At 68.4% G+C, this 15930-nt stretch carries 14 protein-coding genes; 8 read left to right on the top strand and 6 right to left on the bottom strand.

Annotated elements, in window-relative coordinates; all coding sequences use genetic code 11:
- The first annotated feature begins 202 nt into the window (after positions 1-202).
- The 4 genes from U7114_RS01620 to U7114_RS01605 all read left to right on the top strand — a co-directional run bounded on the left by U7114_RS01620 (position 203) and on the right by U7114_RS01605 (position 3387).
- On the top strand, positions 203-808 hold the full coding sequence (locus U7114_RS01620; RefSeq protein WP_323056388.1) for a DUF1326 domain-containing protein: 606 nt from the start codon (positions 203-205) through the stop codon (positions 806-808).
- A gap of 53 nt (positions 809-861) precedes the next feature.
- A complete protein-coding gene (locus tag U7114_RS01615) occupies positions 862-1629 on the top strand; it encodes a DUF2182 domain-containing protein (protein ID WP_323056387.1) in 768 nt (255 codons plus the stop codon).
- 12 nt (positions 1630-1641) lie between these two features.
- Positions 1642-1962: a GYD domain-containing protein gene (locus tag U7114_RS01610; RefSeq protein ID WP_157238918.1), complete on the top strand. Its 321-nt coding sequence runs from the start codon at positions 1642-1644 to the stop codon at positions 1960-1962.
- Between the two features lie 189 nt (positions 1963-2151).
- Entirely contained in the window at positions 2152-3387 is a 1236-nt protein-coding gene (locus U7114_RS01605) for an endonuclease/exonuclease/phosphatase family protein (protein ID WP_323056386.1), read from the top strand.
- Between the two features lie 6 nt (positions 3388-3393).
- On the opposite strand, the gene U7114_RS01600 is transcribed toward U7114_RS01605, so the two are convergent.
- From U7114_RS01600 to U7114_RS01580, 5 genes are all read right to left on the bottom strand, one after another.
- The gene (locus U7114_RS01600; protein ID WP_323056385.1) at positions 3394-5088 is read right to left on the bottom strand and encodes a SulP family inorganic anion transporter; all 1695 of its coding nucleotides are present in this window, start codon (positions 5086-5088) and stop codon (positions 3394-3396) included.
- A 98-nt stretch (positions 5089-5186) separates the two neighbouring features.
- Positions 5187-5699, bottom strand: a complete 513-nt coding sequence (locus tag U7114_RS01595; RefSeq protein ID WP_323056384.1) for an isoprenylcysteine carboxylmethyltransferase family protein — start codon at positions 5697-5699, stop codon at positions 5187-5189.
- Between the two features lie 4 nt (positions 5700-5703).
- Positions 5704-7272 (bottom strand): serine hydrolase domain-containing protein, encoded by a 1569-nt coding sequence (locus U7114_RS01590; protein ID WP_323056383.1) that lies wholly within the window; start codon positions 7270-7272, stop codon positions 5704-5706.
- Between the two features lie 95 nt (positions 7273-7367).
- A complete protein-coding gene (locus tag U7114_RS01585; RefSeq protein WP_323056382.1) occupies positions 7368-7889 on the bottom strand; it encodes a DM13 domain-containing protein in 522 nt (173 codons plus the stop codon).
- Between the two features lie 142 nt (positions 7890-8031).
- Complete coding sequence (locus U7114_RS01580; RefSeq protein WP_416235535.1) at positions 8032-9573, bottom strand: DUF222 domain-containing protein; 1542 nt, start codon at positions 9571-9573, stop codon at positions 8032-8034.
- 453 nt (positions 9574-10026) lie between these two features.
- On the opposite strand from U7114_RS01580, the gene U7114_RS01575 reads away from it, so the two are divergent.
- Positions 10027-11541 (top strand): MFS transporter, encoded by a 1515-nt coding sequence (locus U7114_RS01575; RefSeq protein ID WP_323056380.1) that lies wholly within the window; start codon positions 10027-10029, stop codon positions 11539-11541.
- A 123-nt stretch (positions 11542-11664) separates the two neighbouring features.
- Here U7114_RS01575 and U7114_RS01570 read toward each other — a convergent pair whose 3' ends face one another.
- The gene (locus U7114_RS01570; RefSeq protein ID WP_323056379.1) at positions 11665-12669 is read right to left on the bottom strand and encodes a bile acid:sodium symporter family protein; all 1005 of its coding nucleotides are present in this window, start codon (positions 12667-12669) and stop codon (positions 11665-11667) included.
- Between the two features lie 130 nt (positions 12670-12799).
- On the opposite strand from U7114_RS01570, the gene U7114_RS01565 reads away from it, so the two are divergent.
- The 3 genes from U7114_RS01565 to U7114_RS01555 all read left to right on the top strand — a co-directional run bounded on the left by U7114_RS01565 (position 12800) and on the right by U7114_RS01555 (position 15871).
- Positions 12800-13837: a LacI family DNA-binding transcriptional regulator gene (locus U7114_RS01565; RefSeq protein WP_323056378.1), complete on the top strand. Its 1038-nt coding sequence runs from the start codon at positions 12800-12802 to the stop codon at positions 13835-13837.
- A gap of 19 nt (positions 13838-13856) precedes the next feature.
- A complete protein-coding gene (locus U7114_RS01560; protein WP_323056377.1) occupies positions 13857-14855 on the top strand; it encodes an aldo/keto reductase family protein in 999 nt (332 codons plus the stop codon).
- Between the two features lie 230 nt (positions 14856-15085).
- The gene (locus U7114_RS01555; RefSeq protein WP_323056376.1) at positions 15086-15871 is read left to right on the top strand and encodes a hypothetical protein; all 786 of its coding nucleotides are present in this window, start codon (positions 15086-15088) and stop codon (positions 15869-15871) included.
- Positions 15872-15930 lie beyond the last annotated feature (59 nt).

The raw sequence follows: 15930 nt of genomic DNA, 5'->3' as shown, positions 1-15930 counted from the left end.
CATCGCTAGGGCCGAACGGCCTTGGCCCGCCGCTCCAAGGGCTCCTGACATTGGGTATTTCGGCATATTGACTGCCCGCAGCCGGAGGAATAGCGTCTGCGTTAACGGGGTCATTCACCCCGTTTCCACGGAACGAGGCGCCGGTCCGGGCCACCTCTGCACGGCGCTGGCGCCAGGTGAGGAGGATGCTGTGTCTTGGGAAATGTCTGGAACATACGCTGGAAACTGCACGTGCCAGCTGGTGTGTCCATGCCCCGTGGACGGCGTGCCCACCGGGCCCGGGGGCGAGTGCCGCAACCTGAATGTCTTCCATATCGCAACGGGGAGCCATGACGCCACGGACCTTTCCGGCGTCGACTTCGCCTTCGTGGCCTTGTTCCCCACGAATCTGACAGGGGGCGGCTGGAAGGTGGGTGCCGTCGTCGACCAGTCCGCATCCGACGACCAGGTGAGCGCCCTGGAAACCATCCTTCGCGGCCAGGCCGGGGGACCCTTCGGCGACTTTGCCGGCCTGTACGGCGAGTGGCTGGGACTGGAACGCGCCACAGTCACGTTCACGGACGGTGAGCGGCCCTCCGGTTCAGTCTCGGACAAGGCTCAGTTCACGTTCGAGCCGCTGCCCGGACCCGACGGCGGCGTGACCACAATGAAGAACGCGATGTACGGCTTTGCGCCTGAGTTCCGGATCGGAAAGGGGCCCGGGCACGTGGACCTTTTCGGTATCGACTTCGACGGCGTCTACGGCGAAACGTCCGACTTCACGTTCGCCAGTGAGATGGCGGAGGGTGCCCCCAAGGGCCGGGTCTGAACGGCCGGCCGGTGGAACGCAGGAAGCTGTTCAGGAGCGTAACCGGTCAGACGGTGGCGAAAGCCTCCCGTGTCGATCCGCGGGAGGCAGTCCTCGTGGCTGTCCTGCTGTTCCTCGCCGCTGCCAGCTGGATATTGGCGTCCACGCAGCTGACCGGGATGGACATGGGTATCTGGACGGCCCCGGGGCCGGTGGGCTTCTTCACCGTGACGTGGGTGGTGATGCTCGCAGCCATGATGTTCCCGTCCGTGGCACCGATGGTGGTGGCATACCACCGGATCCAGCGGCACCGACGGCAGGGCGGACAGTACGCTCCGGCAGGGTCCACTGCCGCCTTCGTGGCCGGGTACCTCGCATCATGGACGGCCTTTGGCCTGGTGGCGTATGGGCTCTATGCGTGGGCGGCCGCGGCGGTGCCAGGGGTTTTCGCTGCTGACCAGGGCGGGCGCTACATTGCGGCCGGAGTCATCATGATGGCGGCGGTTTATCAGTTCACCCCGGCAAAAAACGTCAGCCTGATGAAATGCCGGTCCCCGATGGACTTTATCCTGCACCGGATGCGGCCGGGCTACGCGGGTGCCGTCCGGATGGGCGTGGAGCACGGCGCCTGGTGTGTGGCCTGCTGCTGGGCGCTGATGACGGCGCTGTTCGCGCTTGGCGCGATGAGCGTCGGATGGATGGCCCTGATCGGGGCCTTCATCGCGGGGGAGAAGATGCTGCCGTGGAAGCGGCTGGCCAACTGGTCCGTTGCGGTGGCGCTGGCTGCCATTGCACTCGGTGTGGCACTTGCTCCCTCGGCGACAACCGGGATGGGAATGTAGAAGGGAAAAGCGATGCCGAAGTATCTGTTTGAAGCAACGTACATGGGCGAGGGAATCAAGGGGCTCATGAAGGAAGGGGGCACCAAGCGGCGTGAGGCCCTGGCCGAGGCCCTCAAGTCCATAGGCGGTTCGCTGGAGAGCTTCTACTACGCGTTTGGCTACTACGACGTCCTTGGCGTTTTCGAGGCGCCGGACGACGCCAGTGCCGCAGCACTGTCACTGATCGTCAATTCCACAGGGAGCGTCAACGTCCGCCTGAAGCCGCTCCTCACCGTGGAAGACATCGACGAGGCAGCCAAGAAGACCCCGTCGTACCGGGCCCCGGGACAGTAGGGGAGGCCGGACAGTAGGGGAGGCCGGCACTTTGGCCTGCGGCCGCCGACGTCCACTTACGACGGCGGCCGCCGGCTGGGTGCCGCCGGCGCAAGTTTCCGTTCGCCCGGCGTACTCCCCGTGGTCATGTTGGCGGCATAGGTTGAACGCACCGTTGTTCGTACCGCCTCATCGCTGCCAAGGAGTCCCGTGTCCACTAGACGCCCCCTCACCGCTGCCGTCATCGCTGCCGTCGTCGGTAGCCTCGCCGTTGGTACCGCCGGGACTCCGGCCGCCGCCGAGCCCTCAAAGGACCATGCGGAGGACCTGCGGGTGGCCACCTACAACCTGTCGCTGAACCGGGCAAGCGCCGGCGAACTCGAGGCCGACCTGAGCACTCCGGACGACCCGCAGGCACGCACCGTCGCCGAGGTCATCCAGCGTGCGAACCCGGACGTCATCCTGCTGAACGAGTTCGACTACGTGCCCAACATGCGGGCCGCCGATCTGTTCCGCGACAACTACCTGGCGGCAGGCCAGGGCGGGGCTGATCCCGTGGACTACCCCTACGCCTACGTGGCGCCGTCGAACACCGGGATCCCGAGCGGGTTCGACCTCAACAACAACGGCAGGGTCGGCGGCGGTGACGACGCCTTCGGCTTCGGCGCATTCGAGGGCCAGTACGGCATGGCCATCCTGTCGAAGTACCCCATCGACACGGAAAACGTGAGGACGTTCCAGAACTTCCTCTGGAAGGACATGCCGGGTGCGCTCCTGCCGGACAACCCGGCGACACCCGAACCTGCCGACTGGTATTCGCCGGAGGAACTCGAGGTGGTGCGCCTGTCGAGCAAGTCGCACTGGGACGTTCCGGTGAAGGTGGGCGGCGAAACGGTGCACGTGCTTGCCTCGCACCCCACACCGCCAACCTTTGACGGCCCCGAGGACCGGAACGGCCGCCGCAACCACGAAGAGATCCGGTTCTGGGCTGACTACGTCACCCCGGGCAAATCGGCATACATCGTGGATGATGAGGGCGGAAAGCGGGGGCTCCTGCCGAACGAACCGTTCGTCATCGTCGGCGACCAGAATGCCGACCCGCTCGACGGCGACTCCGTGGACGGCGCGGTCAACCAGCTCCTTGATTCCAAGCAGATCGTGGACCCGCTGCCGGCCTCCGATGGCGCCGTGGAGGCCGCGGCCCTGCAGGGCGGAGCCAATGCCGCCCACAAGGGTGACCCCCGCTACGACACTGCCGACTTCGCCGACACCGCCCCGGGAAACTTGCGGGCTGACTACGTGCTGCCCTCACGCAGGATCCGGGTCCTCGATTCCGGCGTGTTCTGGCCCACCCAGGCCGACCCCCTGTCACGGCTGACCGGCGCCTATCCGTTCCCGGGCAGCGACCACCGCCTCGTATGGGTGGACATGCAGGTGCGCGGCTGAGGACTCCTAGGTTCCCCCGCCCTCCCGCTGGAACGCCCGCACGGCTTCGCTCACGGTCGGGTAGAAGTGTCCGGGCGAGAAGCGGGAGCCCACGCCGTACTGCACCAGCCTGTCCTTGACCGGGCCTTTGAGCTCGGCGAACACCAGGTCCACGCCGTGCCGTTCCAGCCATTCGTCCAGCTGCACCAGCTCGTCCAGTGCCGTGGTGTCGATTCCCGTCACCGGCTCTGCCGCCAGCACCACGCGTTCGATGCCGGGCGGCGCCTGGTCGAGCTTGGTGCGCACGAAAGACCCCAGCAGCGAACCGTTGCCAAAAAACAGCGGTGCGTCGAAGCGCAGGATCAGCATGCCGGGGACGCGTTCGCCGTCCGGATGGCGGCTCACGTCGTGGTATCCCGGCACCCCGGGCACGTCCACCAGCTCGGCGCGGTAGGGGTCCCAGGCCCGCCGCAGGAAGTCCAGGATTGCCAGGCCCACAGCCACGGCGATGCCCGGGAGGACCCCCAGGATGGTGACCCCCAGGAACGCCGCCAGCATCACCAGGGATTCACTGCGGCTCATGCCGATCAGCCGCCGCACGCCGGCGGGGTCGGCCAGTGCTGCGGCTGCCGCGATGACAATGGCGGCCAGGGTGGCGGCCGGCAGGAACTCGGTGACGCCGGGCGCCGCCAGCATGAAGCCGAGCACCAGGACGGCACCTGCCACGCCCGTGAGCTGGGATTTCGCCCCGGCCTCCACGGCCACCGGCGTGCGGGACGCGCTGGCCGAGATCGGGAAGCCGCCCAGCAGCCCGCTGGCCGCGTTCGCCGCACCCAGGGCGGCCATTTCATGGTTGCCGGAGACCCTGCGGTCCCCTGCCGCGGCCAGGGACTGGGACAGGGTTCCGGTATCAACGAAGACGATGAGGGCAATGGCGGCGGCGGCCGGCAGCAGCGCCAGGACGTCGGCCCAGCCGATTCCGCCGAGGGCCGGCGCGGGGAGCCCCTGCGGGAGGGCGCCGGTGACTTTGACGCGCTCCTGGAGTCCCAGCACGGCCACGGCGAGGCAGGACACCACCACCGCGATGAGCACGCCCGGTACCTTCCAGCTCAGCCGGCGGGGAACCCAGATGAGCGCCAGCGAGGCCAGGCCCAGCAGCAGCGCCGCCATGTTGGTTTCGCCGGCAAGCACCTTCGGCGTTGCGGCCAGCAGTTTTTCCCAGGGCGTGCCGTCCTCCACGGAGATCCCCAGGAGGGTGGGAAGCTGGGACACCGCCACCAGCAGGGCGATGCCGTTGAGGTAGCCCAGCCGGATGGGCTTGGACAGCAGTCCCGTGATGATGCCCAGCCGCAGGGCCGAACCGCATAGCAGGATGAGGCCGATCAGGATGGCCAGGAGGCCGGCCAGGGCCACGGATTTCTGGTCGTTGTCCGCGGCCAGGGGAACCAGCGCCGCAACGATCATCGGGGCGAGCGCGGAATCCGGCCCCAGCACCAGCACGCGCGACGGCCCCACTGCCGCGTAGACAATCAGCGGCACCACCGTCGCGTAGAGGCCCGTCACCGGCGGCAGGCCGGCGGCCTGGGCGTACGCCATGCCCGCGGGGACCAGGATCGCGAAGAGCGCGAGGCCTGCCACCAGGTCGTGCCGCAGCCACTCGGTTTTGTAGCCGCGCAGGGCTGGCGGGAGCCACCGGGATCGGGCGTTTCCGGAGCGGCTCATCTTCAGATCATGTCCCAACACGGCCCCTGCCGCCATCCATAGTTTGGCGTTGTGTGGCGGCGTACGACGGCGGCGCCTGGGTTCCAGCCGAAACGAACCTACATGCGGGGGAGCCCGAGGTAGCGTGGCACCTTTTCCGCGTAGTCCGGGTAGGACTCCGGGAACAGCCCGGCGAGCGTGGCCTCCTCGTCCAGGACAAACCGGTGCTCCACCAGCAGCTCGGCCGGCAGCAGCGCGAGGACCCAGGCTGACCCGGCCATGGTTCCCGCGCCGAGCTGGATGAGCCACCAGCCCACGTACATCGGGTGGCGGGTGACGGCATACGGGCCGGTGACCACCAGGTCCTCCGGGTGCTCCAGGTCAAACGGGCCGGCGGAGCGCCGCCGGCGTTCGGCCAGGGCCCAGGCATTGAGGCCGGCGCCGGCGACCACCAGGCCCGCACCTGCCGCTCTGTGGACGGAACGGGGGCCGGGAAGCGGCAGCGGACGGAGCCTGGCAAGGAAGGCATCGAGGGCGATCGCGGCCACGACGGCCGGCGGCAGCGGAAGGTTTTCGTAGACGGCCTTCACGCGTCCCGCCAGGGTGCGCACGGAACTGACGCCGGCTTTCATGGCTTCAGGGTACGCCGCGCGGGGCGCGGCGCAGCACCCTGGAGAGCAGGCAGACGGTCCGCGGAACAGGCCACAGGATGGCGAGTCCCAGCACCGGCACCAGCGAAACGCCGACGTCCGGGAACTGGCGGATGATGACCAGCAGGTCGGTATCGAACCGGGCGGGCGCGTAGACGAGGCACAGCCAGAGGGCAAAGGCATCCAGTGCCAGCGCGGCGGCGGCCCACGCCAGGGGACCCTGCCGGCCACGGCGCGCGAACCGCCGTCGGAAAATCACCGAGAGGGACAGCCACAGGCTCAGCAGTTCCGCCAGCAGCAGGCCCAGCGAGACGGCCCAGCTGGACTGCTGCAGCCAGTCCTCGAAAACCACGGCGGGCACGGGGGAGTGCCCGTGGAGGATCCGCAGGATGTTCGTGTCGATGGCCTTGAGCCGGGACGGGGCGGCGGTGTCGTTGCCATTGATGACCAGGGCCACGCCCAGACGGGACTCCGGGACCATGGCCAGGTAGGTGTGGCTGTTGCCCCATTCCCCCTGGTGCTCCAGCAGCAGCGGCACGCCCCTGGCCGCGGCACCGTCGGCAGCCGGGCCAACGGATTCCACGAGCGGCCGGGTGTACCAGCCCATGCCGTAGCCCTTCGATGCGTCCACGGAGGTGCGGGGTACGAACATCGCCGCCACGCTTCCAGGCTCGAGGACGCGCGCGCTCCCGTAGCGCCCGCCGTCGAGCAGTGCCATCAGCTCGCGGCCCAGGTCCTCGGCCGAGGCGTACAGGGTGCTGGAGGGCATTCCCGCGGCGGGCGCCGGGACGTCGGTCCGGACCCAGACGGTACTGAACCAGCGGGCATAGCCCTCGGCCGCATTGTCCTGCCGGGCAGCAGCCGCCGTCGTATGGCTGTGCACCATGCCCAGCGGTCCGAAGACGTGCTGCTGCAGGTACTCCCCGAAGGGCTGGTTGGCGACGGTCTGCACCAGGAGGCCCAGCACGTTGTAGTTGGCACTGGCGTAGTGGAAACGCTGCCCCGGTTCGCCGGCCAGCGGGGATCCGGCCATCGCACGGACTGATGCCTCGAGGGCTTCCGGCTCCTGGCTGAGGGACGCCTCGAAGGCCGTGTCCCTCGAGGACATGCCGCTGGTCTGGTGGAGCAGGTGCCGGACCGTGATGGCCGGGGACCGGGGATCGTCCAGCGTGAACCAGGGCAGGTAGGTCCGCACGGGCTCATCCAGCCGCAGCCGACCGGCCTCCACCTGCTGCATCACCGCGATGGCCGTCAGGGACTTGCTGGTGGAGGCCAGCAGCACCGGCGTCTGGGGGCTCATCGGCCGTCCGGCCGGGTCCGCCTTGCCGAAGGCGGCGGAGTGCACCTGCCTGCCGTCACGCACGACGGCGATCGCGGCACCGGGAATGCCGAGGGTTTCGAGCTGGTCAAGCAGGAAGGCGTCCACCGCCGCGTAGGCATGTTGGGGTTCGGCGGTTTCCGTGGCGGCACCTGTCGCGATGGCGGCTGTTGGCGGGGCGGCGCCTGCGACGGCCACCAGGAGGCACAAGAGGAGGCAGCACGGTGACCTGGACATTGTCCGCATGGCTGCACCTGCTTCAGCTGGCAGTCCCTTCACGGTAGAGCCTGGCCATGCGGAAGACAATGCTGTCCGGCCAGAGCGAGACGTGTCTACGGGTTCAGCTCGGCGGCGGCAAATGACACGGCGAAACGGGCGCACCAGATGCTGACCGAGCCATAGTCGCTCAGCACCGTCCCGGCCGGGATCTCATAGTTCTGGTCGCCCTTGTTGGCTTTGAGTGCCCCGAGGTCGAGGTACGCGCCGTCGTCGAAGACATACCAGCCAGCGAATCCCTCCACCACCGGGGCATTGCTGAGCCACACCCGCAGGTCCGGACCATCGGAAGTATCGAGGCCTTCGAACCGGAGGATCCGGCTCCCGTCGGGAAGCTCGAGGATCCGCACCGTTCCCGAGCTGGCGTGCTCATGGCTGATGAGCGGGCCTGCTGCCAGTTCACGCGGAAGCGCGACGGGCGCGGCGGGGGTTGACGGCGTTAGGGAGGGACCCTGGGACGCAGGCGCAGGCGTGGCAACTGCCGGAACATCCTCGATCACGGTTGAGCTGGTGAAGATGCGCCAGGGCTGGAACAGGTACAGTCCTACAGCAACCGCGATGACAGCCACGAGCGCCACAGCCGGTATGACAACGCGCCTTCTCATACCACGTCAACGTCCGGACGAGAGGCGCCGTTCCGCTCCCGGAAGGCCAGTCCGATGCGTCCTCCGGCCCCGTCCCGGTCAGCACATGGTGAGGGCACCTTGAACACGTGGCCCATCATCCGGACAAGAGCTGGAGCAGCAGCCCTTCCAGCGCACTGGTGTGTGCTGGACTGGTTTCGGATGCGCTGATCTTCGACCCACAAGATTTCGTCGGGCTGGTTTCCGGGGCACTGTTTTCCAGTGGCAGGATGCCCGGCGGCCATTGTGGTGGTTCGCGGTCGGGTTGTTCGGCTTGGTAGTGCTGCCCTGTGGGTGAGGTCCAGCCGGGTGGTTCGTCCTTGGCAGCCGGCGTCGGTTCCCAGCCGCTGTTGTGTTTGAGCCGGTGATGTTTTGGGCAGACCTGTGCCAGGTTGCTGATTCCGGTGGTTCCGCCGTGTTGCCAGGCCTTGAGGTGGTCGATTTCGTTGTCGAGGGCGTTGTTGCTGCAGCCGGGGAAAGCGCATTTGCCGTCCCGAAGATGCAGCGCTTTCCTCATGGCTTTAGTGAGTCGATAACTGGTGCGGCCGATCTCCAGTGGTGTTCCGTCGCTCGGGTCAAGCAGGACGCGGCGGAACGACTCGGCACCCTCGGAGAGGAGCTGGCGGGCCATCGAGGCGGGGATGGGGCCGTAGCCGTCCAGCACGGCGGGTTCGTCGGTGAGTCCGAGAAGGGCGAAGAACGGAACGGTCACAAGCACGTCGGCGCGGGGAGTGGGGACCTTCGCGGCATCCGTGTCCAGGGCGGGTTTGGGCGTGCTTTCGAGGGTGCCGGGCGCGGTGGGGTCCGGTTCTGCCGGTGCCCGGTTGCCGTGGCTGCCGGGATGGTCGCTAATGCCCAGGTCTGTTGCGGGTTCGTCGGAGCCGACGACTGTGGCCAGGCCGATCATGTCCTCCGGCGCCTCGCCCGAGACGTCACCGGTCCCGGTGGGCCCCGGGGCTATGGCGCCGCGGTAGGTGAGGAGCCGGTGGGTGAGGATGTCGGGCCGGAGTTGGGTGAGGGTGCGGGGCTCGTTGGGGCCTTGGAGGCTTCGGGCGGTTGCGGTGAGGTCGTTCCAGATCGCCAGGGCTTGGTCGGCGGGCAGGTACGCAGCGATCCAGGCCATCCCGTCACGGTCCGGCGTGAATTCCACGCGCCGATCGGCCACGCCCTTGCGGTGGCGCTTCTCGATCGACTCCGGGTGGTGGCGTTCCCGCCAGCCCCGCACCTTTGCCCGTAACCGGGCCGGCACCAGTTCCGAGGCGGGGCAACCCCGGGCCGGGTTGGGTGCGTCGGGGTCGAGGAAGTGCTCCACCAGCGCGGCTGCGGCGGCGTGGTCCAAACACTCAGTTTCGTCGGTAAAAATCCGGGCCTGCTGCCAGGAGAGGCTGCCGGCGGAAAGGGCGTCCATGAGCGGCGGCATTGCACACACCTGCCGGGACTGGGTGACGAACGCGGACGCGGCACCGGAGCTGATGGTGAGGATCCCGGCGATTTCCTCAACAGTCGAGATCTCGGTATAGGTCCGGTCATGCAGGGGCGCGCCCGGCGGGGTCATGGCGCGCTGCAGGTCCATCGCTTCGGCGACGGACCGCACCTTCCGCGCCGAGGCCTGGGACTCCAGCTTCTTCTCCAGCCCCATCCGCTCGAGCCGGATTTCGTACGCCCGCTGCAATACATCGACTCCGTCCCCCGCGGTACCTGAGGCTCCGGCAGAAGCGAGGGCGGCGTCCTCGGCATCAAGCGCGGCGAGCGCAGCAACGGTGGCATGGATAGCCTCCACTCCCGTCCCGGTTCCCGCTCCGTCTTCCACAGGAATATCGTCTAACGGGGGTACGACAATTTGGTCGGCCGGCGCTGGACTGGGCCAACCCAGCAGACCTGGCGGGGCCACACAGGGCCCGCCCGAGCGGAACACACGCCCGCGCCCTCACAGTGCGTGCCGCCGTCGTACTTCTCCCAAAAGCGCAACCGTTGTTGCCCTGGTGGGTGCAGCGGCAGGATGATCGAAAGTGTTGGGCTCGTGCCGGCCAGGCGGGCCGGAAGAACGACGACGTATGCCCAGCTAATCGAGCGAGGCGGCGGTGAGCGGGCCATGACAGAGCACAGAGGGCGGCAGCGGCGGCTGCAGGTATCCGACGTCAACGTCGTCAACCCCCGCACGCTGCGGAAGGCGCTCGGCGGGACCATCGTGGGCAACACGATGGAATGGTACGACGTGGGCGTGTTCGGCTACCTCATCACCACCATGGGGCCGGTGTTCCTGCCTGAGGCGGACAGGGCCGTGCAGAACCTGTTCCTGCTGGGGACCTTTGGCGCCACGTTCATCGCCCGGCCGCTGGGCGGGATCTTTTTCGGCTGGCTGGGCGACAAGATGGGCCGCCAGAAGGTGCTGGCCATGACACTGATGCTCATGGCGGCCGCGACGTTCGCCGTCGGCCTGCTGCCCGGGTACGCGGTGCTGGGCATCTGGGCGGCGGTGCTGCTGGTGGTCCTCAAGTTGGTGCAGGGCTTTTCCACCGGCGGCGAATACTCCGGCGCCACCACGTTCGTGTGCGAGCACTCACCGGACCGCCGCCGCGGTTTCTACGTCAGTTTCCTGGATATGGGCAGCTACCTGGGTTTCGCGGCGGGCGGGCTGGTGGTGTCCCTCCTCCAGCTGGCGCTGGGCCAGGAGCAGATGGAGGCGTGGGGCTGGCGGATCCCGTTCCTGGTGGCCGGTCCGCTGGGCGCCGTCGCTGTCTACTTCCGGATGAAGATCGAGGAGTCGGCCGCCTTCAAAGCCACGCTGGAAGCCGAAGCCGTGGCAGCCAAGCACCCCGAGACGGGGGAGGACCTCCGCCCCGTGGGCCCGATCGGGATCCTGAAGGCCCACTGGCGGCCGATCCTGCTGGCCATGATCCTGGCGGCGGCAGCCAACACGGTGGCCTACGCCCTCACGTCCTACATGCCCACGTACCTGACCAGCAACAAGGGCTACAGCGAGGTGGAGGGGACGCTGCTGACCATCCCTGTGCTGGTGGCCATGGCGTTGTGCATCCCGTTCACGGGGCTGCTCTCGGACCGGATCGGCCGCCGTCCCGTGCTGTGGATCGGGGCCTTCAGCACCGTGGCGTTCGCGGTTCCCGCGTTCCTGGCGATAGCGGCGGGCAGCCTCCCTATGACGTTGCTGGGCCTGGCCCTGATCGCCTTCCCGGTGGCGTTTTCGGTGCCGAACCTCGCGTCGGCGCTGCCCGCGCTCTTTCCCACCGAGCACCGCTATTCCGCCATGGGCATCGCCTACAACCTGGCGGTGGCCATCTTCGGCGGAACGGCCCCGTTCATCATCGCGTCCCTGATCCAGCTGACCGGCGACGACATGGCAATTGCGTACTACCTCATGGCCGTGGCCGCGGTGGCTGCCGTGGCCATCCGCTTCCTGCCCGAATCGGCCCGGCGGCACCTGCCCGGGTCCATGCCCAGCGTGGAGTCGGAGGAGGCGGCCCGGAAGCTTGTGGCGACGCAGGACAACAACCCGCTCCTGGACGTGGACACGCTGCCGTTCGAAAGCAGCTTCGAGATTGCCCGGGCGGAGCACAAGGAGCGGCCCGGGAAGCCGACGGTGACGTGAAACGGCCAGGGCGCTGCGGCCTCGCTGATCGCGACGGTGGCGGCCAGGGCGAACGTTGACGGTTCGTGCGTCGGTGATTCCCGGCAGCGGCACGGACGCCGCGCGGTGAGGGCGTGGTTTCTGTTACTCCGCGATCACCACGGGAGCCGCATCCCTGTCGCGTGCGGCAACGGTGCCTCGGCGGCGCCAGTAGGCGGCCAGTACAGCGCCGGAAACGTTGTGCCATACCGAGAAAATGGCGCCGGGCAGGGCCGATTCGGGAGTCAGGTACTGCCGTGCCAGGCCTGCGGCAAGGCCCGAGTTCTGCATGCCGACCTCAATAGCGGTGGTGCGCCGGGACGGAACCGTCAGCCGGAACAAGCGGGCGGCGGCGTAACCCAGGGCGTATCCCAGCCCGTTGTGCAGGATGACAGCCACAAGAACCAGGAGCCCGGCCGAGAAGATCGCCTTGGCGCTTCCGGCCACCACTGCGACCACCACGACGGTGATGGCGAGGACCGAGATCCAGGGCAGGGCGGGCAGCGATTTGTTGACCAGGCGCGGCAGGAAGAGCCGGATCAGCAGTCCCAGCAGCACGGGGAACAGCACGATCTGGACGATGGACCAGGCCATGGAGCCGGCGTCGACCGGCATGTACTGTCCGGCCAGCCACAGGGCCAGCACCGGGGTGAGCAGGGGGGCTAACAGCGTGGACACTGTGGTCATCGCCACGGACAGGGCCACGTCCCCCTTGGCCAGGTAGGACACCACGTTGGAGGCAGTGCCGCCGGGGCAGCAGCCCACCAGGATGACGCCTGCCGCCAGCGCGGGGGGCAGGCCGAGTGCCGCCGCGACCAGCCAGCCAAGGAACGGCATGATGGCGTACTGCGCCACCACGCCGATCACCACGGGAACGGGCCGCTTGGCGATGACGGCGAAGTCGGGCGGCGTCAGCGTCAGCCCCATGCCGAACATGATGACCCCCAGAAGGGGGTTGATCCAGGGGCCCAGGCCTGTGAAAGCCGTCGGCGCGGCAAGTGCCACGGCGCCTCCGGCCAGGATGAGAAGGGGAAAGAGGGTGACGGCCACGCGGGCGCTGCGTTCCTCGGCGGCGGATGCGGGCGCGGCGGACTCGGATAAAGAAGACATGGCTACCGGATTATCACAGTGAGTGCTGGCTCTCGGAATCGGCGGAGATTGATGACGCGCCACCGTGGCGCCGCGTGGCGTGTTTGCAAGCGCTTGCGAAGATGATGCTGCATTGGCTACCGTGGAAGGCGTGTCAACAACAGTAGAGCGGGTAGCGGAACGCGCAGGCGTCTCCATTTCAACGGTTTCGCGTGCGCTGAGGGACGTCCCGGGAATCTCGGCTGCCACCCGCAAGCGCGTGCAGGAAGCTGCGGAAGCACTCGGCTACGCCATCTCGCCCAGCGCCTCAAGGCTGGCGACCGGACGCACCCGGACTGTCGCCGTCGTCGTGCCCCTGCTCAGCAAGTGGTTCTTCGCGGAGGTCATCGCGGCAGCCGGACGGGTGCTGAGCCGGGAGGGCTATGACGTGCTCCTGGTGGAGCTGTCCACGCCGGACCTGCGGGAGAAGTTCTTTGCCGGCCCCCGGCTCCACGGCCGTGCTGACGCTGCCCTCGTGATCGCCCTCCAGCTGGCCCCCGCCGAGCTCGCGGCGCTCCAGGCCCAGGGGCTGGCTGTTGCCCTTGTCGGTTCCGAGCGGGCCGGAGCGTCATCGGTCCGGGTGGAGGACAGGGCCGGCGGGCGCGCGGCGGCCAGGCACCTGCTGAACCTCGGGCACGAACGGATTGCCTTCCTCGGCATCCGGCAGGAGGAAGGCTCACCGCTCGGCGGGGTGCCGCCGGCCGAGCGGCTTCTCGGCTACCAGGAAGCGCTTGCCGAAGCGGGGCTGCAGGCTGATCCGGCGATGGTGCTCGCCGTCGAGAACACGGTGGACGCCGGAGCGGCGGCCATGGCGGGGCTGCTCACCGCGGCGGAACCGCCGACGGCGCTGGTCGCTGCGTCGGATGAGCTCGCCTTCGGAGCGCTCGCCACCCTTCGCGGGGCGGGAATGGACGTCCCGGGCGACTTCTCCGTGGTGGGATACGACAACCACGAGCTCGCCGGTGCCGTTGGGCTCACCACCATGGACCACGGCGTTTCCGAACAGGGCAGCCTGGCGGCCGGGGCCGTCCTCGCCGCCCTGTCCGGCGCCCCCGCTTCCGCAGGCACCATCGAGCCCCGCCTCTTGGTCCGCCACACCACCGCACCGCCCCGGCGCCTTCGCCGGGCGGCCCTTTCCAGCCAGAACTGACCCCTACGGGAGGAAAACCATGGAATACCGCAAGCTTGGAAACTCAGGCATGTACGTCAGTGCCATCGCCTACGGCAACTGGACCACGCACGGCGAACAGATTGACCAGGACGCAGCCACCGAGTGCGTCCGCACCGCCCTTGACCTAGGCATCACCACGTTCGACACGGCGGACGCCTATGCCGGAACCCGCGCCGAGACGGCACTGGGTGAGGCGCTCAAGGGGACCCGGCGCGAGGGCCTGGAGCTCTTCACCAAGGTCTATTTCCCCACGGGGGAGGGCAAGAACGATCGCGGGCTGTCCCGGAAGCACATCATGGAGTCCATCAACGGCTCGCTGCGCCGGCTCCGCACGGACTACGTGGACCTCTACCAGGCCCACCGGTACGACTACGAGACTCCGCTCGAAGAGACCATGCAGGCCTTCGCCGACATTGTCCGTGCAGGCAAGGCCCACTACATCGGCGTTTCGGAGTGGACGGTGGACGAGATCCGCCGCGGCGCAAAGCTCGCCCGGGAGCTCGGCATCCAGCTGGTCTCCAGCCAGCCGCAGTACAACATGCTGTGGCGGGTCATAGAGCCCGAAATCGTGCCCGTGAGCGAGGAACTGGGGCTGTCCCAGATTGTCTGGTCACCCATCGCCCAGGGTGTCCTCACAGGCAAGTACCTTCCAGGACAGGGCGGACCCGCGGCGTCACGCTTCACCACGGACGACGGCGGGGCCAAGACCGAGCACCGGTACATGCAGGAGGAGGTGCTGGAGCGGGTCCAGGAGCTCAAGCCGCTGGCGGAAGAGGCCGGCCTGTCCATGGCGGCATTTGCCGTGGCCTGGGTCCTGCAGAACCAGAATGTCTCGTCCGCCATTGTGGGCGCCTCACGGCCGGAGCAGCTCCGGGACAACGTCACCGCGGCGGGGGTGCGCCTTGACCCGGAGCTCCTCAGCCGGGTGGATGCCGTCCTGGGGGACCTGGTGGAGCGGGATCCCGCGAAGGTGGAGTCCTTCCCGGAACGCGTCTGACGCTTTCAGCACTGGGCTGTTGGGGCTGCGGCTCCACGGCGCCCGGAGTCCGGCTCTTGCGGCCCCGGAAGCGGGCGTAACGGGCCGTAAGGCAGGGGACGGTATTTCGGCTGACAGCTGCTGCCGGCCCCCTCGCGCTGCGCCTCCCGGCCGCTTCCGCCAGGCGCCAGGCCCGTAGACTCGGGGTCATGTCTCATGGGGGGACGCCGGCACGGCGCATAAGAATGTCCATGGCTGCGGCCGTTCTGGCCATGTCGCTGGCGGGGTGTGAGTACAGCGGCCCGGACGAGCCGCCGGTGCCTTCATCCCCGCCGCCCGCAACGCCGTCGGCCGCGTCCTTCAAGGAGAACGTCAACGAAGTGGCCCGTTTGCTCGAGGCTTCCCCCACGGACCCGGGCATGCCGTCAGCGGCTGAACCCGCGGGGAAGCTGTCCCTTGACCTGGCGCCCGGAGACTATCTGGTCACCGGCGCCTGCGCAGGGGTTTATGGGGCCAAGCTCACCTTGGTGAAGCCTGACGGCGTCCCGGAGGCGACCGGCTTTGAGTGCACCTCCAGGCTGGACCGCTTTGTCAGGCACGACGGCGGGCCCCTCACCATCAGCGCGGTGCCGCCCACGGGCAGACCCGCCGCAACGGGCGTCAAGGTGCAGGCCAACCCTGACCGCAGGCTTTCGGAGCTCGAAGACCTTTCAGACTGGGCAGCACAGCAGCTGCAACCGCCTCTGCCCGGAGAGCTGCGGGGAACCAGCAGCGGGAACACAACCACCACGGCCAGCCTGTCGGCCCCACCGGGCCAGTTTGAACTGCACCTGGTCTGTGCCGGACTGCCGGTAGCCGACTTGTCCGTCTCCACCTGGAAGGGGGCGGAAGTCCTCGCCCCCGTGCAGGTCCCTTGCGGCGGGAGCGTGTTCAAGGCGCCGGTGGTGCTGCCCACCGAGGGGGCCGACCTCGCGCTGGGACCAGGTGGCCTGGACAGCCGGTTCGCTTACCGGCTCGTCCCCACAGGCCAGCCCTGAAGCGCCTCCGGACGCCGCGGATCGGGCTGGGCGTAGGGTGGGGAGTTGGACGATAGGAG

Origin of the sequence: Pseudarthrobacter sp. C1 (genome assembly GCF_034720455.1) — a bacterium.
Lineage (GTDB): Bacteria > Actinomycetota > Actinomycetes > Actinomycetales > Micrococcaceae > Arthrobacter.
This window is presented reverse-complemented; position numbering and strand designations above follow the sequence as displayed.